Below are 24,161 nucleotides of genomic sequence, written 5' to 3' on the forward strand. Positions count from 1 at the left end.
ACACCCGGCGGTCGGGCCGTTCGCGTTCCCGGCCCGGCGGCCGGACGCCATCAACACGGTCAGCCGAACGCGCCCAGCCGCACGCGCTCAGCCAAATGCGCCCAGCCGCACACGCTCAGCCGAGCGGCGTCAGCCGGAGCTCGCGGGCGGGCGCCAGGGCGGGCACCCGGCTGCGGGGCAGGCCGAAGGGCCGGGCTTCGGCGTCCCCGGCGCCCTCGGCCCCTTCCAGGCCGCCCTCGGCGGGGTGCCGGGCGGGCCGCCCGACCGGGTCGGCGCAGCCGCGCGCGGCCGGGTCCGCCCCGGCCCGCTCCGCCACGTAGGCGGCGAGCAGCGGGTGCAGCCGGTAGAGGCCCGCGGGCAGCGCCACCACCGTGCCGGCGTTGACCAGGTGGTCCAGCGCCTGCTGGACGGCGCCGGTCGGCCGGCCCAGCAGCTGCGCGACGGTGGCGGCGATGAACGGGCTCTCGGCGAACACCCGCAGTGCCCGGAACACGTACGCCGGGTCGGGGTCGCCGTACTCCGCGGTGGGCAGCGCGGTCAGCTGGGTGCAGGCGGAGGTGATGACCGGGCGGACGGCCAGGTCGCCGACCCGCAGGGCGTCCAGCCGGGTGGCCGGATCGGCCAGCTGTTCGGCCAGGTCCGCGACGGTGAGACCGGTGCCGGCGTCCAGCCGGGAGGCGGCGATCCGGATGGCCACCGGGAGCCCCGCGCACACGTCCAGGACGGCGGCCACGGCCGCCGCGTCGCGGGTCAGGGTGTCCGGACCGGCGATCCGGCCGAACAGCCCGGTCGCCTCCAGCGCGTCCATGCCCCTGAGGTGGACCCGGGAGGCGCCCTCCAGGTCGGCCAGGTGGCTCCGGCTGGTGATCAGGACGGCGGTCGCCCCGGAGCCGGGCAGCAGTGGGTGGACCTGGCCGGCGTCGGCGGCGTCGTCGAGGACGACCAGGGCCCGGCGGTCCGCCATCGCCGTCCGGAAGAGGCTGGCGAGTTCGTCCGGGTCGGTCGGGACGGCCGAGGCCTCGGTGCCCAGGCTGCGCAGGAACCGGGTGAGCACCTCGGCCGGCGGGACCGGATCGCCGGTCGAGCCGCGGAGGTTGGCGTACAGCTGGCCGTCGGGGAACTCGCCGCGGACGAGGTGGGCGACGTGCCGGGCGAGGGCGCTCTTGCCGACGCCGGCCGGTCCGGCGACGGTGACCACCTCGGACAGCCCGGCCGCGCCGCCGCGCGGTGCACCCAGCCGGGCGACCAGGTCCTCGACCTGCCGCTCGCGGCCGGTGAAGTCGCGTGGCCCGGCGGGGACTTCGGCCGGTACCCGGGCGGCCGGCGGGGCCGTTGACGGGTGCCGCCCGGCGGCCCGGTCCGGCGCGACGGGCGGCGGGTCCAGGGTGCGGTCGCCCGCGAGGATCCGGCGGTGCAGGTCCCGCAGGGCGTCCCCCGGCTCGATCCCGAGCTCCTCGACCAGGTTCTGCCGGACCCCCTGGAAGACGTCCAGCGCCTCGGCCTGGCAGTCGGAGCGGTAGAGGGCCAGCATCAGCTGCCGGTGGAACGGTTCGCGGGTGCGGTGGGCGGCGGTCAGCGCCCGCAGCTCGCCGATCACCTCCCGGTGCGCGCCGAGCAGGAGGTCCGCGTCGATGCGCCGCTCCAGGGCCTCCAGGCGCATCTCGTGCAGTCTGCGGACCGCGTTCTGGTGGTACCCGCGGGCGGGGATGTCGGCCAACGGGGTGCCCCGCCAGAGGGACAGAGCCTCCGTCAGCTCCCGGGCGACCTGGGTCGGCCGGTCCGCGGCGCTGGTGGCCCTGGCGCGGCGGTGGAGTTCGGCGAACCGCAGGACGTCCAGTTCCTCGTCGCCGACCTCGATCAGGTAGCCCGGTGAGCGGGTGACGATGCGGGCGCCGACCTCGGGGCCGAGCGCGCGGCGCAGCCGGGCGACGTAGTTGCGCAGGGCCGCCGGCCCGTCCGCGGGCGGGGCCGTGTCGTCCCAGACCGCGCCGATCAAGCTGTCCATCGAGACCAGTTGGTTGGGCCTCATCAGGAGTGCCGCCAGGAGGGAGCGCTGTCGGCCCGCCTGTATTGGCATGTTCACGCCGTTGATTTCGACAATGAGATGTCCAAGAAGTCCGAAATGCAAAATTCCCCCAGAGCACGCGAACTCCGCCGCACGCGGGTAGCGCGGATCTCATCGCGATCACGTGCGGCGATGCGCAGATGATAGCCCCCTGACACGTCGTCGTGAAATCATTAATGGCACGGCACAGTGGATGCGCGGCTTCAGCCGCCACCGCCCTTCGCCCATGCCCGCGACTTCGACCCTCGCGGAATTCCATGCCTCCGGCCGCGAATCAAAGCCGCACCGGCGGCAACCGGGAGCAATAGAAAGGTCAAGCGATGGCGAACCCATTCGAAAATCAGGACGGCCGATTCGTGGTGCTGGTCAACGACGAGGGGCAGCACTCGCTCTGGCCGACGATCGTCGACGTTCCGGCAGGCTGGAACATCGTCCACGGGGAATCCGACCGGGCCGACTGCATTCGCTACATCGAGGAAAACTGGACCGATCTTCGACCGGCCGGCCTCATTTCCGCGATGAACGGCAACTGACCGGCCGCTGAAATCTTCGAGCGGGTCGCGAACGGTCGCGCCGAAACCGGTGCGACAATCCTGGTACGGGGGGACATCGTGAATTCACGGAACGGCACCGAACTGCCGCAGGCAACCCTCCCCGAGCTCTTCCAGGCCCAGGCCGAACGCTCCGGCCCGGAAATCGCCGTGGTGTTCGAGGGGCAGGCGGTCGACTACGCCGATCTCAACCGCCGGGCCAACCGACTGGCCCACCGGCTCCGGGCCGCGGGCGTCGGCCCGGAACAGATCGTCGCCCTGCTGCTGCCCCGCTCGGTCGATCTGGTGGTCGCCCAGCTGGCCGTGCTCAAGGCCGGAGCGGCGTTTCTTCCGATCGATCCCGAGTACCCCGCCGAGCGCATCGCATTCATGCTCGCCGACGCCGCTCCCGCACGCGTGATCAGTTCGTCGACGTGCGACGCTGTTCTGCGCGCCCTGGGGCGGCCCGCACTGCTCCTCGACGATCCGCAGCTCGGCCGCGCTATCGCCGCGAGCCCCGACGACAACCCCCGGGCGGCGGACGGCACCCCGCTGTCGCGGATCGAAAATCCGGCGTACCTGATCTACACCTCCGGATCGACCGGAACGCCCAAGGGCGTGATCGTCACGCACGCCGGGATCGCCAACCTCGCCGGCGCCCAGATCGACCGATTCGCCGTCAGTTCCGCTTCGCGGGTGCTGCAGTTCGCCTCCCCCAGCTTCGACGCGGCGGTGTCCGAGCTCTGCATGGCCCTGCTGTCCGGGGCGACCCTGGTCCTGGCCCCGGCCGACCGCCTGCTGCCGGGCCCCGAGCTGTCCGCCCTGCTCGTCGAGGAGCGGATCACCCACGTCACCCTGCCGCCCGCCGTCCTGGGGGTCATGAGCCCCGACGCGGGACTGCCGCCCGGGGCCACCCTGGTGGTCGCCGGCGAGGCCTGCCCGGCCCACCTGGTCGGCGCCTGGTCCCCCGGGCGCCGCATGATCAACGCGTACGGGCCGACGGAGACCACGGTCTGCGCCACCATGAGCGAGCCGCTGTCCGGCGCGGTGGTGCCGCCCATCGGCCGGGCCATCTCCCGGATGCGGGCGTACGTGCTCGACGACCGGCTCCGGCCGGTGGATCCGGGCGTGCCCGGTGAGCTGTACGTGGCCGGGGTGGGGCTGGCCCGCGGGTACCTGAACCGGCCCGGGCTCACGGCGGAACGTTTCGTCGCGGACCCGTACGGCCCGGCGGGCAGCCGGATGTACCGCACCGGCGACGTCGTCCGGTGGCGCGAGGACGGCGCCATCGAGTTCGTCGGACGCGCCGACGAGCAGGTGAAGATCCGCGGCTTCCGGATCGAACCGGGCGAGGTCGAGGCCGCCCTCACCGCCCTCCCGGAGGTCGCCCAGGCCGCCGTCATCGCCCGCGAGGACCGGCCCGGCGACCGGCGGCTCGTCGCCTACCTCGTCGCCGCGCCCGGCAGCGGGATCGAGGCCCGGCAGCTGCGCACCGCGCTCGCGACCACCCTGCCGGCCCATCTGATCCCCTCGGCCTTCGTCCTCCTCGACGCGCTGCCGCTGACCGCCAACGGAAAGCTGAACCGGGCCGCCCTGCCCGCCCCGACGGCCGGTACCGGCGAGGGCGACGGACGCCCGCCGCGCACCCCGCGCGAGGAGGTGCTGTGCGGGCTGTTCGCCGAGGTGCTCGGAGCGGACCGGGTCTCGATCGACGACGGCTTCTTCGACCTCGGCGGGCACTCACTGCTCGCCACCAAGCTGATCAGCCGCATCCGCGCCCTGCTCGGCGCCGAGATCGGCATCCGCGAGCTGTTCGCCCACCCGACGGTCGCCGCGCTCGCCACCCGGATCGAGCCCACCGGCGAGCTCCGGCCCCGACTCACCGTCTCCGTACGGCAAGACCGCCTGCCGCTGTCCCCCGCCCAGCGGCGGCTCTGGTTCCTCGGTCAGGTGGAGGGGCCCTCGGCGACCTACAACCTGCCGCTGGTGCTGCGGCTGACCGGCGCGGTGGACGTGGCCGCGCTGCGCGCCGCCGTCACCGACGTGGTCGAGCGGCACGAGGCGCTGCGGACGGTCTTCCCCGCGGCCGGCGGGCAGCCCTACCAGCGGATCCTGGACGCGGCCGACGCCCGGGTGCCGTTCGACGCCGTCGCGGTGAGCGCCGCCGAGCTGGACCAGCGGCTGGCGCAGGCCGCTGGGTACGCCTTCGACCTTACGGCCGAACTCCCGCTGCGGGCCACGCTGTTCAGCACCGCCGCCGAGGACACCCACACGCTGCTGCTGCTGCTGGTCCACCACATCGCCGGCGACGGCTGGTCCATGGCGCCCCTGGGTCGCGACCTCGGTGCCGCCTACGCCGCACGGCTCGACGGCCGTATCCCCGGCTGGGAGCCGCTGCCCGTCCAGTACGCCGACTACACCCTCTGGCAGCACCACCTCCTCGGCGACCCGACCGACCCCACCAGCCGCTCAGCTCAGCAACTCGCCTACTGGCAGCAGGCCTTGGCGGGCATCCCCGAGGAGCTCGACCTCCCCACCGACCGCCCCCGCCCGGCCGCCCCGACCCACCGGGGCGGCAGCGTCCCGCTGACCGTGGACGCCGAGCTGCACGCCGCCCTGCTCGCCACCGCCCGCGACACCCGGTCCACCCCGTTCATGGTCGTCCAGGCTGCCGTCGCCACCCTGCTCACCCGCCTCGGCGCCGGCACCGACATCCCGCTCGGCTCCTTCCTGGCCGGCCGCACCGACGAGGCCCTGGACGAGCTGGTCGGCTTCTTCGTCAACACCGTCGTGCTGCGCGCCGACACCAGCGGCAACCCCACCTTCCGCCAGCTCATCGACCGCATCCGCGCCGTCGACCTGGACGCCTACGCCCACCAGGACCTCCCCTTCGACCAGCTCGTCGAGGCGATAAACCCCACCCGCGCCGCCGGTCGGCAGCCGCTCTTCCAGACCGCCCTGGTGTTCCAGAACACCGCGGCCGACGTCTACGAGTTGCCCGGCCTCGACGTCACGGTGGACGAACTCGGCGGCGGCACGGCCAAGTTCGACCTCTGGTTCGCCCTGGAGGAGGTCTTCGACGCGGACGGCACCCCGGCGGGCATCGTCGGGCGACTGGAGTACGCCCTCGACCTGTTCGACCCCGCCACCGCCGAACTCATCGCCCGGCGCCTGCCGTTGGTCCTCCGTGCCCTGGCCGCCGACCCCGACACGGCGATCGGCGCGGTGGACGTCCTCACTCCCGAGGAGCACGCCGCGGAGCGGGCCCGCCACCGGTCGGCCCGGCCCGCCGCCGCGGCCCCGGAGGCCGGTGTGGCGACCCTGCCGGAGCTGTTCGAGGCGCAGGCGGCCCGCACCCCCGACGCCACCGCCGTCGTGCTCGGCGACCGCCGGCTCAGCTACGCCGAGCTGAACCGCGCGGCCAACCGCCTCGCCCGGCTGCTGCTCGCCGAGGGCGCCGGTCCGGAGCGGTTCGTCGCGCTGGCACTGCCGAGGTCGCCGGAGATGGTGGTCGCGCTGCTGGCCGTCCTGAAGGCGGGGGCGGCGTACGTCCCGCTGGACCCGGCCTACCCGGCCGACCGGCTGGCCTACACGGTCGAGGACGCCCGCCCCGCCCTGCTGCTGACCAGCGCCGAGGCCGTCCGGCAGCTGGCCGCCCCGCTGCTGTCCGGGCCGCTGGCGGACACGCCCCGGCTGGTGATCGACGCGCCCGAGGCCGTCGACCAGCTGAGCGCCCAGCCGGACACCGACCCGACCGACGCCGACCGGCCCGCCGCGCTGTCCCCGGACGCCCCGGCCTACGTCATCTACACCTCCGGCTCGACCGGGCGGCCCAAGGGCGTCGTGGTGCCGCACCGGAACGTGGTCCGGCTCTTCTCCGCGACCGCGCCGTGGTTCGGCTTCGCCGCCGACGACGTGTGGACGCTGTTCCACTCCTACGCCTTCGACTTCTCGGTGTGGGAGATCTGGGGCCCGCTGCTGCACGGCGGGCGCCTCGTCGTCGTCCCGCACGCGGTGAGCCGCTCGCCCGAGCGGTTCCTCCGACTGCTCGCGGACGAGCGGGTCACCGTGCTCAACCAGACGCCCTCGGCGTTCTACCAGCTCATGCAGGCCGACCGGGAGCACCCGGCGGTCGGGGACCGGCTCAGCCTGCGGACGGTGGTGTTCGGCGGCGAGGCGCTCGACCTGTGGCGGCTGGAGGACTGGTACGCGCGGCACCGCGACGACCGCCCGGTGCTGGTCAACATGTACGGCATCACCGAGACCACGGTGCACGTCAGCCACATCGCGCTGGACCGTCCCACGGCGGCCGCCGGGCGGGGCAGCGTCATCGGCGAGGCCATCCCCGACCTGCGGATCCACGTCCTCGACCGGTACCTGCGCCCGGCGCCGACCGGCGTGTCCGGCGAGCTGTACGTGTCCGGCGCCGGCCTGGCCCGCGGGTACCTGAACCGGCCCGGGCTCACGGCGGAACGTTTCGTCGCCGACCCCTACGGCCCGCCCGGCAGCCGGATGTACCGCACCGGCGACCTCGCCCGGCGGCACCGGGACGGCACCCTCGAATACCTCGGTCGCACCGACCACCAGGTGAAGATCCGCGGCTTCCGGATCGAACTCGGCGAGATCGAGGCCGCCGTCGCGGCCCTCCCGACCGTCGCCCAGGTCGCCGTCGTGGTCCGCGAGGACACCCCCGGCGACAAGCGGCTGGTGGCCTACCTCGTCCCGGCCGCGGGCAGGCCCGCGCCGGACGGCGCCGCGCTGCGCGGCCACCTCGGCGGCCTGCTGCCCGACTACATGGTCCCGGCGGCGTTCGTCCTCCTCGACGCACTGCCGCTGACCGCCAACGGGAAGCTCGACCGGGCCGCCCTACCGGCACCGGAGGCCGGCACCGGCGGGGGCCGGGCGCCGCGCACCCCGCGCGAGGAGATCCTCTGCGGGCTGTTCGCCGAGGTGCTCGGCGTCGAGCAGGTATCGATCGACGACAGCTTCTTCGACCTCGGCGGGCACTCACTGCTGGCCACCCGGCTGATCAGCCGGGTCCGCACGGTCCTGGGCGTGGAACTTGAGATCGGGGGCCTCTTCCGGGCCCCGACCGTCGCCGGTCAGTCGGAATGGCTCGACCGTTCGGAACCGGCCAGGCCGGCCCTTCGGCCGAGGTCCAGGCAAGGGGAGACATCATGATTCCGCTTTCGTACGCTCAGCGCCGCCTGTGGTTCCTGGGCCAGGCGGAAGGGCCCTCCGCGACCTACAACATGCCGCTGGTGCTGCGGCTGACCGGCGCGCTGGACGTGGCCGCGCTGCACGCCGCGATCACCGACGTGGTCGGGCGGCACGAGGCGCTGCGGACGGTCTTCCCCGCGGCCGACGGCGAGCCCTACCAGCGGATCCTGGACCCGGCCGAGGTCCAGGTGCCGTTCGACGCCGTCGCGGTGAGCGCCGCCGAGCTGGACCAGCGACTGGAGCTGGCCGCCGGATACGCCTTCGACCTGACGGCCGAACTCCCGCTGCGGGCCACGCTGTTCAGCGCGGCCGAGGACACCCATGCGCTGCTGCTGCTGATCCACCACATCGCCGGTGACGGCTGGTCCATGGCCCCGCTGGGACGCGACCTCGGCACCGCCTACGCCGCCCGGCTCGACGGCCACGCCCCCAGCTGGGAGCCGCTGCCCGTCCAGTACGCCGACTACACCTTCTGGCAGCAGGATCTGCTCGGCCGGGCCGACGACCCGGGCAGCCGCGCCGGCCGGCAACTCACCTACTGGCGCGAGGCGTTGGCGGGCCTCCCCGAGGAGCTCGACCTCCCCGTCGACCGTCCGCGCCCGGCCGCCCCCACCCACCGGGGCGGGCACGCGGCGTTCCGCGTCGACGCGGCCGTGCAGGAGGGGCTGGGCCGACTCGCGCGCTCCTCCGGCGCCACCACCTTCATGGTCGCCCAGGCCGCCATCGCCACCCTGCTGACCCGCCTCGGCGCCGGCACCGACATCCCGCTCGGCTCCTTCCTGGCCGGGCGCATGGACGAGGCGCTGGAGGACCTGGTCGGCTTCTTCGTCAACACCGTCGTGCTGCGCGCCGACACCTCCGGCGACCCCACCTTCCGCGAGCTCATCGACCGCGTCCGCACCGTGGACCTGGACGCCTACGCCCACCAGGACCTGCCCTTCGACCACCTCGTCGAAGCCCTCAACCCGGCCCGCGCGGCGGGCCGGCAGCCGCTGTTCCAGACCGCCCTGGTGTTCCAGAACACCGGCGACGACCTCTTCGAGCTGCGCGGCCTCGACGTCGCGGTGGACGAGGTCAGCCGGGGGACGGCCAAGTTCGACCTGTCCTTCACCCTGCGCGAGGAGTTCACCGCCGAGGGCGCGGCGGCCGGGATCGGTGGCGAACTGGAGTACGCGCTCGACCTGTTCGACCCCGCCACCGCCGAACTCATCCTCCAGCGACTCCAGGTGCTCCTGCACGCGATGGCCGCCGACCCGGACACCGCGATCGGCGCGGTGGACATCGTCTCCGCCGAGGAACGCCACCGCCTGCTCGTCGAGTGGAACGGCGCCACCGGCGAGGCCCCCACCGGCTCGCTGCCCGAGCTGTTCGCCGCCCAGGCCGCCCGGACGCCCGAGGCCGTCGCCGTCGTCTTCGGCGAGCAGCAGCTCGGCTACGCCGAACTCAACCGGCGCGCCAACCGCCTCGCCCACCAGCTGCTCAGCCGTGGCGTGACGGCCGAGACCCCCGTCGCCGTCCTCCAGGAGCGCTCGCTCGACCTCGTGGTCAGCCTGCTGGCGATCACCAAGACCGGTGGGGTGTACGTCCCGTTGGACGTCCGCTCCCCCGAGGCCCGGATCCGGGCGATCCTCGACGACACCGAGCCCGCGCTGCTGCTCACGGACGGCAGCCACCCCGCCCCGGCGGGCGTCCCCACGATGGACGTCACCGAGCTCGAAGACGGCGCCAACGACAACGGCGACAACGACAACAGCGACCCCCAGGTGGTCATCCACCCGGAGCAGCTCGCCTACGTGATGTACACCTCCGGCTCCACCGGCACCCCCAAGGGCATCGGCATCACCCACACCGACGTCGCCGCCCTCGCCCTCGACGGCTGCTGGGGCGACGCCCACGGGCGCGTCCTGATGCACGCCGCCCACAGCTTCGACGCGGCGACGTACGAGCTGTGGACGCCGCTGCTCTCCGGCGGCAGCATCGTCGTCGCCCCGCCCGGCGACCTCGACACCCGCGCGTACCGCGACACCATCACCCGCTACCAGGTCACCGGCGCGTTCTTCACCGCGACGCTGTTCAGCCTGCTGGCCGAGGACGCGCCGGACGCGCTCGCCGCGATGCGCGAGGTCTGGACCGGCGGCGAGGCGGCGTCCGCCCCCGCCATCCGCGCCGTGCTGGCCAAGGCCTCGGGAACCTCGGTCGTGAACGGCTACGGCCCCACCGAGACCACCACCTTCGCGCTGACCCACCGCGTCGGTCCGGCCGACCTGGACCGGCACACCGTGCCCATCGGCGCGCCGCTGGACACCATGCGGGCGTACGTCCTGGACGAGCGGCTGGGCCTGGTCCCGCCGGGCGTGCCCGGTGAGCTGTACGTGGCCGGGGTGGGTCTGGCCCGCGGGTACCTGAACCGGCCCGGGCTCACGGCGGAACGTTTCGTCGCGGACCCCTACGGCCCGGCGGGCAGCCGGATGTACCGCACCGGCGACGTGGTCCGCCGGCGCGAGGACGGCGCGGTCGAGTTCGTCGGACGCGCCGACGAGCAGGTGAAGATCCGCGGCTTCCGGATCGAACCGGGCGAGGTCGCCGCCGCCCTCACCGCGCTGCCGGAGATCGCCCAGGCCGCCGTCATCGCCCGCGAGGACCGGCCCGGGGACAAGCGGCTCGTCGCGTACGTGGTGCCGGCCGCCGGCGCCGCCCTGGACACCGGTCGGCTGCGCGCCGCGCTCGCGACCACCCTGCCGGACTACCTGGTGCCGACGGCCTTCGTCGTCCTCGACGCACTGCCGCTGAACGCCAACGGGAAGCTGGACCGGGCCGCGCTGCCCGCCCCTGAGGGCGGCAGCGGCGGGGGCCGGGCGCCGCGCAACCCGCGCGAGGAGATCCTCTGCGGGCTGTTCGCCGAGGTGCTCGGCGTCGAGCAGATATCGATCGACGACAGCTTCTTCGACCTCGGCGGCCACTCGCTGCTCGCCACCCGGCTGATCAGCCGCATCCGGGCGCTGCTCGGCGCCGAGATCGGCATCCGCGAACTCTTCACCCACCCGACGGTCGCCGCGCTGGTGGCCTGCATCGAGGACGCGGGCAGCGCCCGCCCGCAGCTCACCGCCGTCACCCCCCGACCGGACCGCCTCCCGCTCTCCGCTGCCCAGAGCCGCCTCTGGTTCCTCGGCCGGATGGAAGGCCCCTCCGCCACCTACAACATGCCGCTCGTGCTGCGGCTGACCGGCACGCTCGACCAGGACGCGCTGCGCGCCGCCGTCACCGACGTGGTCGGGCGGCACGAGGCGCTGCGGACGGTCTTCCCCGAGCTCGACGAGCAGCCCTACCAGCGGATCCTCGCCGTTGACGAGGTCACGGTGCCGTTCGACGCCGTCGCGGTGAGCGCCGCCGAGCTGGACGAGCGGCTGGCCCAGGCCGCCGCGCACGCCTTCGACCTCACCACCGAACTCCCGCTGCGGGCCACGCTGTTCAGCACCGCCGCCGAGGACACCCACACGCTGCTGCTGCTGATCCACCACATCGCCGGCGACGGCTGGTCCATGGCCCCGCTCAGCCACGACCTCGGCACCGCCTACGCCGCCCGGCTCGGGGGTCACGCCCCCGCCTGGGAGCCGCTGCCCGTCCAGTACGCCGACTACACCCTCTGGCAGCACGACCTGCTCGGCGACCCCGCCGACCCCACCAGCCGAGCCGCTCAGCAACTCGCCTACTGGCAGCAGGCCTTGACCGGCATCCCCGAGGAACTCGACCTCCCCACCGACCGCCCCCGCCCGGCCGCCCCGACCCACCGGGGCGCAAACGCCGCGTTCCGGATCGACCCGGAGCTCCAGGGACAGCTGGGGCGGCTCGCGCAGAGCACCGGCGCCACGACCTTCATGGTCGTCCAGGCGGCGATCGCCACCCTGCTCACCCGCCTCGGCGCCGGCACCGACATCCCGCTCGGCGCCGTGGTCGCCGGCCGCACCGACGAAGCCCTCGACGCCATGGCCGGCTTCTTCGTCAACACCCTCGTGCTGCGCGCCGACACCTCAGGCAACCCCACCTTCCGCCAGCTCATCGACCGCATCCGCGCCGTCGACCTGGACGCCTACGCCCACCAGGACCTCCCCTTCGACCAGCTCGTCGAGGCGCTCAACCCGGCCCGCACCGCCGCCCGGCACCCGCTCTTCCAGACCGCCGTCGCCTTCCAGAACACCACCGAGGGCGCGTTCGACCTCCCCGGCCTGCACCTCACCCCGGGTGAAGTCCGCACCGACACCGCCAAGTTCGACCTCTCCTTCACCCTGCGCGAGGAGCACACCGCCGAGGGCGCGGCAGCCGGGATCGGCGGCGAACTGGAGTACGCCCTCGACCTGTTCGACCCCGCCACCGCCGAACTCATCGTCCAGCGGCTCCAGGTGATCCTGCACGCGATGGCCGCCGACCCCGACTCGGCCATCGGCGCGGTGGACATCGTCTCCGCCGAGGAACGCCACCGCCTGCTCGTCGAGTGGAACGACACCGCCCGCGAACTCCCCGGCGGCAGTCTGCCCGAGCTGTTCAGCGCCCAGGCCGCCCGGACCCCCGAGGCCGTCGCCGTCGCGTTCGGCGCGCAGCAGCTCGGCTACGCCGAACTCAACCGGCGCGCCAACCGCCTCGCCCACCGGCTGCTGCGCCACGGGGTCGGCACCGAAACCCCCGTCGCCGTGCTCCAGGAGCGCTCGCTCGACCTCGTCGTCGCCCTGCTCGCCATCACCAAGACCGGCGGCGTCTACGTCCCCCTCGACGTCCGCGCCCCCGAAGCCCGGATCCGGGCGATCCTCGACGACACCGAGCCCGCCCTGCTGCTCACGGACGGCAGCCACCCCGCCCCGGCGGGCATCCGCACGATGGACGTCACCGAGGCCGAAGACGGCGACAACGACAGCAGCGACCCCCAGGTGGTCATCCACCCGGACCAGCTCGCCTACGTGATGTACACCTCCGGCTCCACCGGCACCCCCAAGGGCATCGGCATCACCCACGCCGACGTCGCCGCCCTCGCCCTCGACCGCAGCCTGCACAGCTTCGAGCAGCCCCACCGGATCCTGCTGCACGCGCCGGTCGCCTTCGACGCGTCGACGTACGAGCTGTGGGCCCCGCTGCTCTCCGGCGGCCGGATCGTCGTCGCCCCGCCCGGCGACCTCGACACCCACGTGCTCCAGCGCCTGATCGAGGAGAACGACCTCACCAGCGTGCTGCTCACCGCCGGGCTGTTCCGGGTCATCGCCGAGGAGAAGCCGGAGACCTTCGCCCACCTGCGCGAGGTCCTGACCGGTGGCGACGTCATCTCCGTCACCGGCGTCCAGAGGGTCCTCAACACCTGCCCCGACACCGCCGTCCGGCCCACCTACGGCCCGACCGAGACCACCCTGTTCGCCACCGAGCACGTCCTCTTCCCGCCGCACCAGGTCGGCCGCACCGTCCCGATGGGCGCGCCGATGGAGAACATGCGGGCGTACGTCCTGGACGAGCGGCTGGGCCTGGTCCCGCCGGGTGTGCCGGGTGATCTGTACCTGGCCGGCACCGGGCTCGCGCGCGGCTACGTCAACCAGCCGGCCCTGACGGCGGAACGTTTCGTCGCCGACCCGTACGGCCCGGCGGGCAGCCGGATGTACCGCACCGGCGACGTGGTCCGGTGGGCGGCGTCCGGGCTGCTCGACTTCGTCGGGCGGGTGGACGAGCAGGTGAAGATCCGCGGCTTCCGGATCGAACTCGGCGAGGTCGAGGCGGCGTTGGCGGCGCTGGCCGGCATCGCCCAGGTCGCCGTGATCGCCCGCGAGGACCGGCCCGGGGACAAGCGGCTGGTCGCCTACGTGGTGCCGGCCGCCGGCGCCGCCCTCGACGCGGGCCGACTGCGCGCCGCGCTCGCCGCCACCCTGCCGGACTACATGGTCCCCTCGGCCTTCGTCCTCCTGGACACGCTCCCGGTGACCGCGAACGGGAAGCTGGACCGCAAGGCCCTGCCCGCGCCCGAGAGCGGCAGCGGCGAGGGCCGGGCACCGCGCACCCCGCGCGAGGAGATCCTCTGCGGCCTGTTCGCCGAGGTGCTGGGAGCCGACCAGGTCTCGATCGACGACAACTTCTTCGACCTCGGCGGCCACTCGCTGCTCGCCACCCGCCTGATCAGCCGCACCCGCACCCTGCTCGGCGCCGAGATCGGCATCCGCGAGCTCTTCACCCACCCGACGGTCGCCGCGCTGGTGGCCTGCATCGAGGACGCGGGCAGCGCCCGCCCGCAGCTCACCGCCGCCGGCCCCCGACCGGACCGCCTCCCGCTCTCCGCTGCCCAGAGCCGCCTCTGGTTCCTCGGCCGGATGGAAGGCCCCTCCGCCACCTACAACATGCCCCTCGTGCTGCGCCTCACCGGCGCCCTCGACCAGGACGCGCTGCGCGCCGCCGTCACCGACGTCGTCGCCCGCCACGAGGCGCTGCGGACCGTCTTCCCCGAGGCCGACGGGCAGCCCTACCAGCACGTGCTGGACCCGGCCGAGGTCGAGGTGCCGTTCACGGCCACCTCGGTGCCGGCCGCCGAGCTCGACGCCGCGCTGAGCCGGGCCGCCGCGCACGCCTTCGCGCTGACCAGCGAACTCCCCATCCGGGCCGCACTGTTCAGCACCGCCGAGGATGCCCACACGCTGCTGCTGCTGATCCACCACATCGCCGGCGACGGCTGGTCCATGGCCCCGCTCAGCCACGACCTCGGCACTGCCTATGCCGCCCGCCTCGACGGCCGCGCCCCCGACTGGGAGCCGTTGCCGGTCCAGTACGCCGACTACACCCTCTGGCAGCACGACCTGCTCGGCGACCCCACCGACCCCACCAGCCGGGCAGCTCAGCAACTCGCCTACTGGCAGCAGGCCTTGACCGGCCTCCCCGAGGAGCTCGACCTACCGACCGACCGCCCCCGCCCGGCCGCCCCGACCCACCGGGGCGGCAGCGTCCCGCTGACCGTGGACGCCGAGCTGCACGCCGCCCTGCTCGCCACCGCCCGCGACACCCGGTCCACCCCGTTCATGGTTGTCCAGGCGGCGATCGCCACCCTGCTCACCCGCCTCGGCGCCGGCACCGACATCCCACTGGGCGCCGTGGTCGCCGGCCGCACCGACGAAGCCCTCGACGCCATGGCCGGGTTCTTCGTCAACACCCTCGTGCTGCGCGCCGACACCAGCGGCAACCCCACCTTCCGCGAACTGATCGACCGGATCCGCGCCGTCGACCTGGACGGCTACGCCCATCAGGACCTGCCCTTCGACCAGCTGGTCGAGGCGGTCAACCCGGTCCGGTCGGCGGCCCGGCACCCGCTGTTCCAGACCGCCGTCGCCTTCCAGAACACCGACGAGGGCGCGTTCGAGCTGCCCGGTCTGCACGCCGCCGCAGGCGAAGTCCGCACCGACACCGCCAAGTTCGACCTCTCCTTCACGCTGCGCGAGGAGTTCGGCCCGGGCGGCGCCCCGGCCGGCATCGCCGCCCAACTGGAGTACGCACTCGACCTGTTCGACCCAACCACCGCCGAACTCATCGTCCAGCGGCTCCACTTGGTCCTGCGCGCACTGGCCGCCGACCCGGACACGGCCATCGGCGCGGTGGACGTCCTGAGCGCCGACGAGCGGGTCACGGTGCTGTCCGAGTGGAACGACACCGCCCACGAGCTCCCCACCAGGTCGCTGCCCGAGCTGTTCGCCGTCCAGGCGGCCAAGACGCCCGAGGCCGTCGCCGTCGTCTTCGGCGACCAGCAGCTCAGCTACGCCGAACTGAACGGCCGGGCCAACCGCCTCGCCCACCAGTTGCTCAGCCGTGGCGTGACGGCCGAGACCCCCGTCGCGGTCCTGCACGAGCGCTCGCTGGACCTCGTCGTCGCCCTGCTCGCCATCACCAAGACCGGCGGCGTCTACGTCCCCCTCGACGTCCGCGCCCCCCAGGCCCGGATCCAGGCGATCCTCGACGACACCAGGCCCGCCCTCCTGGTCACCGACCACACCCACCCCGCCCCGGCGGGCGTCCCCACGGCGACCGTCGCCGAACTGACCGGCCCGGACAACAGCGACCCCCAGGTGGCCGTCCACCCGGAGCAACTCGCCTACGTGATGTACACCTCCGGCTCCACCGGCACCCCCAAGGGCATCGGCATCACCCACACCGACGTCGCCGCCCTCGCCCTCGACCGCAGCTGGCGGGACGCCCACGGGCGCGTCCTGATGCACGCCGCCCACAGCTTCGACGCCTCCACCTACGAGCTGTGGACGCCGCTGCTCTCCGGCGGCAGCATCGTCGTCGCCCCGCCCGGCGACCTCGACCCGCGCGCCTTCCGCGACGCCATCACCCGCCACCGGGTCACCGCGACCTTCCTCACCACCGCCCTGTTCAACCTGCTGGCCGAGGAGGCGCCGGACGCGCTCGCCGCCGTGCGCGAGGTCTGGACCGGCGGCGAGGCGGTCTCCACGCCCGCGATGCGCGGCGTCCTCGGTCAGGCGCCCGACACCACCGTGATCCACGTCTACGGGCCAACCGAGACCACCACCTTCGCCCTGCGCCACCGCGTCGAGCCCGCCGACCTGGACCGCCGCACCGTCCCGATCGGCGCGCCGATGGACAACCTGCGGGCGTACGTCCTGGACGAACGCCTGGGCCTGGTCCCGCCGGGCGTGCCCGGTGAGCTGTACCTGGCCGGGGTGGGCCTGGCCCGCGGCTACGTCAACCAGCCGGCCCGTACGGCGGAACGTTTCGTCGCCGACCCGTACGGCCCGGCGGGCAGCCGGATGTACCGCACCGGCGACGTCGTCCGGTGGCGCGAGGACGGCGCCATCGAGTTCGTCGGACGCGCCGACGAACAGGTCAAGATCCGCGGCTTCCGGATCGAACCGGGCGAGATCGCCGCCGCCCTCACCGCCCTCCCGGAGATCGCCCAGGCCGCCGTCATCGCCCGCGAGGACCGCCCCGGGGACAAACGACTCGTCGGCTACCTGGTGCCGGCCGCCGGAACCACCCCGGACCCCCGGCGGCTGCGCACCGACCTGGCCGCCACCCTGCCGGACTACATGGTCCCCTCGGCCTTCGTCCTCCTGGACGCGCTGCCGCTGAACGTCAACGGGAAGGTGGACCGCAAGGCCCTGCCCGCCCCGGAGACCCAGCCCGGCGACGAGGCCGGGTACGTCGAGCCACGTTCCGACGCCGAGGTGCTGGTCGCCGAGGTGTGGTGCGAGGTGCTGGGGCTCGAACGGGTCGGCGCGCACGACGACTTCTTCGCGATCGGCGGGAACTCGCTGCTGGCCATGAAGGTGGTCTCCCGGCTGCGCGACGCGATCGACCTGGAGGTCCCGGTCCGCACCCTGTTCACCCACCCCGTGCTGGCCCGACTGGCCGACGCCGTCGAGGCCTTGCTGATCGCCGACCTGGAGGAGCTGTCCGACGACGAGGCGCGCGACCTGCTCGGCGACGGGCCCGCGTGACGGCCCCCGGCACCCCCGCCCCCGGCACTCCCCGCCGCCCCCGGGACGGGCGGCCACCCCACCTGACGAGAGAAGACATGGACCGACCGGCCCAGCAGGCCCAACAACCCAAGCAGGCGGCACCGTGGGAGGTGTGCACGAATGACTGACGTGTCGGAGCGGGCAGCGGCGCTGTCCGAGGACAAGCGCGCCGTGCTGGCGCAGCGGCTGCGCGGCCGCGCGAAGGCCGCGAGCACGGTGCCGGTGCGGGCGGCGGACGCCGTCGTCCCGCTGTCCAGCGGGCAGGAACGGCTCTGGTTCATGGAGCAGTTCGCCCCCGGGACGGCCGCCTACGCCGTGACCTTCGTCCGGCGCCTGCACGGCGCCCTCGACGTGGCGCTGCTGGCGGAGTCGCTGGCCGCGCTGGCGGAGCGGCACGAGAGCCTGCGGATGCGCTTCCCGACCAGCCCGGACGGGCAGCCGGAGCTGCTGATCGACGCGCCAGCCCCGGTGGAGCTGCCGGTCGTCGACCTGAGCGACACCGCGGCGGACGACCGGGAGGAGCGCGCCGCCGCGCTGGTGACCACCGAGGTCGCCCGCGGCTTCGACCTGGGGGCCGAGCGCCTGTTCCGTCCGCTGCTGGTGCGCCTGGGCGCGGACGACCACGTCCTGCTGTTCGCGATGCACCACATCATCAGCGACGGCCAGTCGATCGGCATCCTGGAGCGCGAGCTGTTCGCGCTGTACGCCGCCCGGCACGCCGGGACCGCCCCGAAGCTCGCGGAACTGCCCGTCCAGTACGGCGACTTCGCGCTCTGGGAGCGCACGCGGCTGGCCGGCCCGGCGCTGCGCCCGGACCTGGACTACTGGCGGGAGCAGCTGGCGGACCTGCCGCACCTCGAACTGCCCTCGGACCACCCCCGCCCGGTGGAGCAGCGCTTCGACGGCGCGATGCACCTGTTCAGCTGGGACCGCGAGACGGCCTCGGCGGTCAACGCGCTGTCCCGCCGCCACGGCACCACCCTCTACATGACCCTGCTGGCGGGCTTCCAGGCGCTGCTGGGCCGTTCCTGCGGCCAGCAGGACTTCGCGGTCGGCTCACCGGTCGCGGGCCGCCCGCACAAGGAGCTGGAGGGGCTGGTCGGCTCCTTCGTCAACATGCTGACCCTGCGGGCCCGGCTCGACGACGAGCTGACCTTCGGCGGGTTCCTGGCCCGGACCAGGGAGACCGCCCTGGACGCCTTCGCGCACCAGGAGGCCCCGTTCGACCAGCTGGTCAAGGAGCTGAAGGTCGAGCGCGACCCGAGCCGCTCCGCGCTGTTCCAGGCCACCTTCGCGCTGAACAACCTGGCCGATCCGGCGGCGACGGACGGCGACGGCGTGCTGTCGGCGGGCGGGCTGCGGATCGAGCCGTTCGCCTCCGAGGTCACGTACACCCAGTTCGACCTGGCGCTCTACATGAGCGAGACGCCGGACGGGCTGGCCGGCTGCTTCACCTACCGCACCGACCTCTTCCTCCCGGCCACCGTCGAGCGGCTGGCCGCCGGGATGGAGCTGATGCTGAAGGCGGCGGCCGAGGACCCGGACGTCCGGCTGGCCGACCTGCCGGTGCTCTTCCCCGGCGAGCGCGAGCGGCTGCTCGGCGCCTGGGCGGGCACGGAGAGCCGGGAGCCCGAGCACGCCACCCTGGACGGGCTGGTCGCCGCGCAGGCGGCCCGCACCCCGGACGCGCCCGCGCTGGCCTTCGGCGGCGAGACGCTGACCCACCGGGAGCTCGACCGCCGGGCCAACCAGGTCGCCAACCGGCTGCGCCGCCTCGGCGTCGGCCCGGACACCCGGGTCGCGATCTGCCTGGAGCAGTCGCTGGAGCTGGCGACCGTCGTGCTGGGCGTGCTGAAGGCCGGCGGGGCGTACCTGCCGGTCGACCCCGAGCAGCCGCGCGACCGCCTGGAGTACGTGCTGGCCGACTCGGGCGCCGCCCTGCTGGTCACCGATGCCGCGCACCGGGCGAAGATGCCCGGCTTCGACGGGATCGTGGTCGAGCTGGACACCGAGCGCGCGAGCATCGCCGCCGAGGACGACGCCGCCCACACCTCCACCGAGCCGCGGGCGCTGGCCTACGTCATCTACACCTCGGGCACCACCGGCCGCCCCAAGGGCGTCGGCGTCGAGCACCGCGAGATCGTCGACTACCTGGAGTCGATCGGCACCGTGCTGGGCGCCGAACCGGGCGCCCACTACGGCCTGTTGCAGTCGCTGTCGTTCGACTTCAGCATGCTGATGCTCTACCTGCCGCTGGCCACCGGCGGCTGCCTGCACCTGCTGCCGCGCCGCAGCTCGGGCCTCGAACTCGCCGAGGCGGTGGAGCGGATCGGCCTCGACTACCTGAAGATGACGCCCTCCCACCTGGCCTCGCTGGCCGCCGAGGTGGAGCTCGGCAGCCTGCTGCCGCGCCGCGCGCTGGTCCTCGCCGGCGAGGCCTCCCCGGCGGCCTGGGCCCGCGAGCTGGCCGCGCTGGGCCGCTGCGCCGTGGTCAACAGCTACGGCCCCACCGAGACGGTGGCCGCCGTGACCGTGCACCGGATCCACGCGGACGACCCGGCCACCGGTGCGAGCGCCCCGATCGGCCGTCCGCTGCCCAACGTCCGGCTGTACGTGCTGGACGACCGGCTGCGGCCGGTGGCCCCGGGCGCGGTCGGCGAGCTGTACGTCGGCGGGCGCACCCACGCCCGCGGCTACCTGGGCAAGCCCGGCCTGACCGCCGAGCGCTTCGTCGCCGACCCGTTCGGCACCGGCGGTCGGCTCTACCGCACCGGTGACCTGGTGCGCTGGCTGCCGGACGGCACCCTGGAGTTCCGCGGCCGCCGCGACCACCAGGTGAAGATCCGCGGCTACCGGGTCGAGCTGGCCGAGATCGAGGCGGCGCTGACCGACTTCCCCGGCGTCGGCCAGGCCCTGGTGGACCTGCGCGGCTCGGACGGCCAGGAACGCCTGGTGGCGTACCTGGAGAAGACCGACGGCGCCCACGAGGCGTCCGCCGCCGAGCTGCGCACCCACCTGCTGGACCGGCTGCCGGAGTACATGGTCCCGGCCCGGTTCGCCTGGTACGACCGCTTCCCGCTCCAGGCGCACGGCAAGGTGGACCGCAAGGCGCTGCCCGACCCGGACGCCGAGCGGCCGGAGCAGACGACCGGCTACCAGGAGCCCGTCACCGAGATGCACCGCACCCTCGCGGGCATCTGGGCGGAGGTGCTGGACCTGGACCGGGTCGGCATCCACGACGACTTCTTCAGCCTCGGCGGCCACTCGCTGCTCGCCACCCAGGTGGTCGCGCGCACCCGCCGGGCGCTGGCCGGCTCCGACTACCAGATCCGGGTGGTGGACCTCTTCCAGCACCCGACCGTCGCCAAGCTGGCCGACCTGCTGGCCGAGCGCAGCGCGGCGACCGAGCCGCAGGCCCGCCAGCTGCTCCAGGAGCTGACCCCGCCGGTCGCCGACGACCGCCGGATCGCCAGCTACGTCTGCATGCCGCAGGGCGGCGCGGACGCGGTGGTCTACCAGCCGCTGGCCGACGCCCTGCCGGAGGGCTACTCGCTCTACTCGGTGGCCGTGCCCGGCCACGAGGTCGGGGTGATCGAGGAGCTGCTGCCGCTGGATGAGACCGCCGACCTCTGCGTGGCGGAGATCCTGGCGCGGGTCAAGGGACCGCTGGTGCTGTACGGGCACTGCGGCCCGGGCAGCGCGCTGGCGGTGGCCGTCTCGCAGCGGCTGAAGGCCGCCGGCCGGGACATCGAGGCGCTGTACCTGGGCGGGGTCTTCCCGTTCGCCCGGCCCACCGGCCGGATCCTCGGGCCGCTCAGCCGGTTCGCCGCGCTGGACCGGCTGCGCAGCGACCGGGTGCACGCGACCGCGCTTCAGGGCCTGGGCGCGGACGTCGCCGGCCTGGACGAGGAGCAGGTGCGCTTCATGGTCCAGGCGATGCGCAACGACGGCCGGATGGCCGAGGACTACTTCACCGAGGTGCTGGCGGGCGGGGCGCTGAAGCTCGACGCGCCGGTGATCTCGGTGATCGGCGAGCAGGACCCGACCACCGAGTTCTCGCAGGAGCGCTACACCGAGTGGGGCTTCCTCAGCGACCGGACCTCGCTGGTGGTGCTGACCGAGGCCGGGCACTTCTTCCCGAAGTACCGTCCGGCGGAGCTGGCCGAGATCGTGACGACCGTCCACCGGTCCGTGCTGGACGGCCGGACGGCGGAGCTGACGCCCGCCAACCGGCCGGACGGCGCCACCTGGTGGCTCCAGGCACACCGGGAGCGCAGCGCCGCCCCGGCGGAGGAGGCCGCGGCCCCGGCCGCGCCCAAGGCCGCGCCGGAGCCCAGCATGGGCCGGTTCCTGACGGTCGCCGCGGGCCAGCTGGTCTCGATGGCCGGCTCCGCGCTGACCGAGTTCGCGCTCCCGGTCTGGATCTTCCTGAACACCGGCTCGCTCGCCCGGTTCGGCCTGATGGCCCTGCTCGCGGTGGCGCCCGGCGTGTTCGTGGCGCCGCTGGCCGGCGCGGTGGTCGACCGCTGCGACCGGCGCCGGGTGATGATCGCCGGCGACCTGGTGTCCGGCGGCATCCAGGCGGTGATGCTCGCGCTCGTCCTGGCCGACGCGCTCCAGGTCTGGCACATCTACGTCCTGGTCGCGCTGCTGTCGGTGGCGGTGGTGTTCCAACGGCTGGCCTACGCCTCCGCGGTGCCCCAGCTGGCGCCCAAGCGCTACCTCGGGCACGCCGCCGGCGTGGTCCAACTGGCCACCGGTGTGGCCCAGTTCCTGGTGCCGCTGGTGGCGGTGGCGGTGCTCGCGGGGATCGGGCTGCGCGGGATCCTGGTGTTCGACGTGCTGAGCTACGCCTTCGCGGCGGCGGTGGTCCTGCTGGTCCGCTTCCCGGCGGCGCTGGCCTTCACCCGCCGGGAGTCGATGGCCTCGGAGATCGCGAACGGCTTCCGGTTCTCGCTGGGCAACCGCAACTTCCGCAGCATGCTGGTGTTCTTCGCGGCGCTCAACCTGTTCATCTCGCCGCTGTTCGTGATGCTCGCCCCGCTGGTGCTGTCCTTCTCGACGCTCTCCTCGGTCGCCGGGGTGTCCGTGGCGGCCGGGGCCGGCGCGATCTGCGGCGGTCTGCTGATGAGCCTGTGGGGCGGTCCGGCGCGACGCCGGATGGACGGTGTCCGGGTCGCCGCGCTGGTGCTGGGCGTTTCGGTGCTGATCGCCGGTCTGCGGCCGAACGTCTGGCTGGTGGGCGTCGGCGCCTTCGGAATGATCTTCGGCGTCTCCCTGGTGAACGCCGTCATCAGCACGATCGTCCAGGTCAAGGTGCCCCAGCGCTACCAGGGCCGGGTCTTCGCCATCAACACCATGATCGCCGGCGCCACCGTGCCGATCGGCTTCGGCCTGCTCGCCCCGTACGGGACGCAGCTGCTGGCGCCGCTGGTCGCCCCGGACGGCGCGCTGGCCGGCAGTGTCGGCGCGCTGATCGGGACGGGCCCGGGGCGCGGCATCGGCCTGCTGTACCTGGTGTGCGGCCTGGCGGTGGTGGCGCTGGTCGCCGCCGTGAGCCTGGTCCGGCCGGTCGCGAAGTTCGACACCGAGGTCCAGGACGCACTGCCCGACGACGTCGTCGGCCTCGCCGAGGTCCAGCGCAAGTCCTGACCCGCCCACAGTCGTTGCACGCAGAAGGGAACCACAGCTGATGGAAACGACGACCGCCGCCACCGACTCGATCGACTGGGTCGTGGAGCCCGGCCGCCCCGCCCGCACCACCGTGCCGGAGCTGGACCTCGCGGACGCCTGCGCCTGGCTCCGGGAGCACCGGCAGGCACTGCGCGCCGGGCTCGACGAGCACGGCGCGGTGTTCCTGCGCGGCCTGCCGGTCCGCAGCACCGAGGACTTCGGCCTGGTCCGGGACGCGCTGATCGTGGAGCGCGCCGGCTACCGGGAGAAGGCCACCCCGCGCAGCCACTTCGGGAACGACGTCTACTCCTCGACCGACCTGCCGCCGCAGCAGTCGATCCGCCCGCACAACGAGAACAGCTACGCGCTCGAGTTCCCGGGCCTGCTGCTGTTCGGCTGCCTGATCGCCCCGCACCAGGGCGGCGCCACACCGGTCACCGACGTGCGCAAGGTGCTGCGGGACGTCCCGGCCCCGCTCGCCGACCGCTTCCGCGCGCAGGGCTGGGGCCTGGTGCGCAACTACGGCGAGCACATCAGCCTCGGCTGGCGGACCGCCTTCAACACCGAGGACCGGGCCGAGGTCGAGCGGTACTGCCGGGAGAACCTGATCGCCCACGAGTGGCTGGACAACGGCAACCTGCGCACCGTGCAGCGCCGCCCGGCGACCATCCGGCACCCGCGCACCGGCGACGAGGTCTGGTTCAACCACATGGTGTTCTGGAACGAGTGGTCGCTGGACGAGGACACCCGCGAGGTGCTGGTCGGCGACCTCGGCGTGGAGAACCTGCCGTTCCGGACCGCCTTCGGCAACGGCGACCCGGTCGCCCGCGAGGACGTCGAGATGATCGACCGCGCCTACCGCGAGGCGACCCTCCGGGAGACCTGGCAACCGGGCGACGTCATGATCGTCGACAACCTGCTGATGGCGCACGCCCGGGACTCCTTCCGCGGCGACCGCAAGATCCTGGTGGCCATGGGCGACCCGGTCGAGCTGGCGGACTGCGCCCCGAGCACCCCGCCGCTGGCCGGCTTCGGGCCGAAGGCCCCCGCGGCGCCGGACGCCACCGCGTCGGCGTCCACCCCGTCGGAGCCGAAGGCGAAGGGCTCCTGGATCTCGCGCCTCAAGCGCAGGCCGTAGTCGGGCGGCAGAGCCTCTCCCCCGCTCACCCCAGGCTGAAAGGAACA

The 24,161-nt window shown here is 73.9% G+C and carries 4 protein-coding genes and 2 pseudogenes; 5 read left to right on the forward strand and 1 reads right to left on the reverse strand.

Features of this window, described 5'->3' with window-relative positions; all coding sequences use genetic code 11:
* Positions 1–115 precede the first annotated feature (115 nt).
* A complete protein-coding gene (locus tag ABTY15_RS31075) occupies positions 116–2,077 on the reverse strand; it encodes an AfsR/SARP family transcriptional regulator (protein WP_350602516.1) in 1,962 nt (653 codons plus the stop codon).
* A 308-nt stretch (positions 2,078–2,385) separates the two neighbouring features.
* Here ABTY15_RS31075 and ABTY15_RS31080 point away from each other — a divergent pair, with 308 nt between their 5' ends.
* The 5 genes and pseudogenes from ABTY15_RS31080 to ABTY15_RS31100 all read left to right on the forward strand — a co-directional run bounded on the left by ABTY15_RS31080 (position 2,386) and on the right by ABTY15_RS31100 (position 24,114).
* Positions 2,386–2,598 (forward strand): MbtH family protein, encoded by a 213-nt coding sequence (locus tag ABTY15_RS31080; protein WP_350602485.1) that lies wholly within the window; start codon positions 2,386–2,388, stop codon positions 2,596–2,598.
* Positions 2,599–2,697: 99 nt separating this feature from the next.
* Positions 2,698–7,758 (forward strand): annotated as a pseudogene (locus tag ABTY15_RS31085) (amino acid adenylation domain-containing protein); the annotation flags it as partial.
* Between the two features lie 74 nt (positions 7,759–7,832).
* Positions 7,833–17,282, forward strand: a pseudogene (locus tag ABTY15_RS31090) (non-ribosomal peptide synthetase); the annotation flags it as partial.
* Positions 17,283–17,423: 141 nt separating this feature from the next.
* A complete protein-coding gene (locus ABTY15_RS31095; protein WP_350602489.1) occupies positions 17,424–22,955 on the forward strand; it encodes a non-ribosomal peptide synthetase/MFS transporter in 5,532 nt (1,843 codons plus the stop codon).
* A 40-nt stretch (positions 22,956–22,995) separates the two neighbouring features.
* Complete coding sequence (locus ABTY15_RS31100) at positions 22,996–24,114, forward strand: TauD/TfdA family dioxygenase (protein ID WP_350602490.1); 1,119 nt, start codon at positions 22,996–22,998, stop codon at positions 24,112–24,114.
* Positions 24,115–24,161 lie beyond the last annotated feature (47 nt).

Origin of the sequence: Kitasatospora sp. NPDC097643, assembly GCF_040302625.1 — a bacterium.
Classification (GTDB): domain Bacteria; phylum Actinomycetota; class Actinomycetes; order Streptomycetales; family Streptomycetaceae; genus Kitasatospora.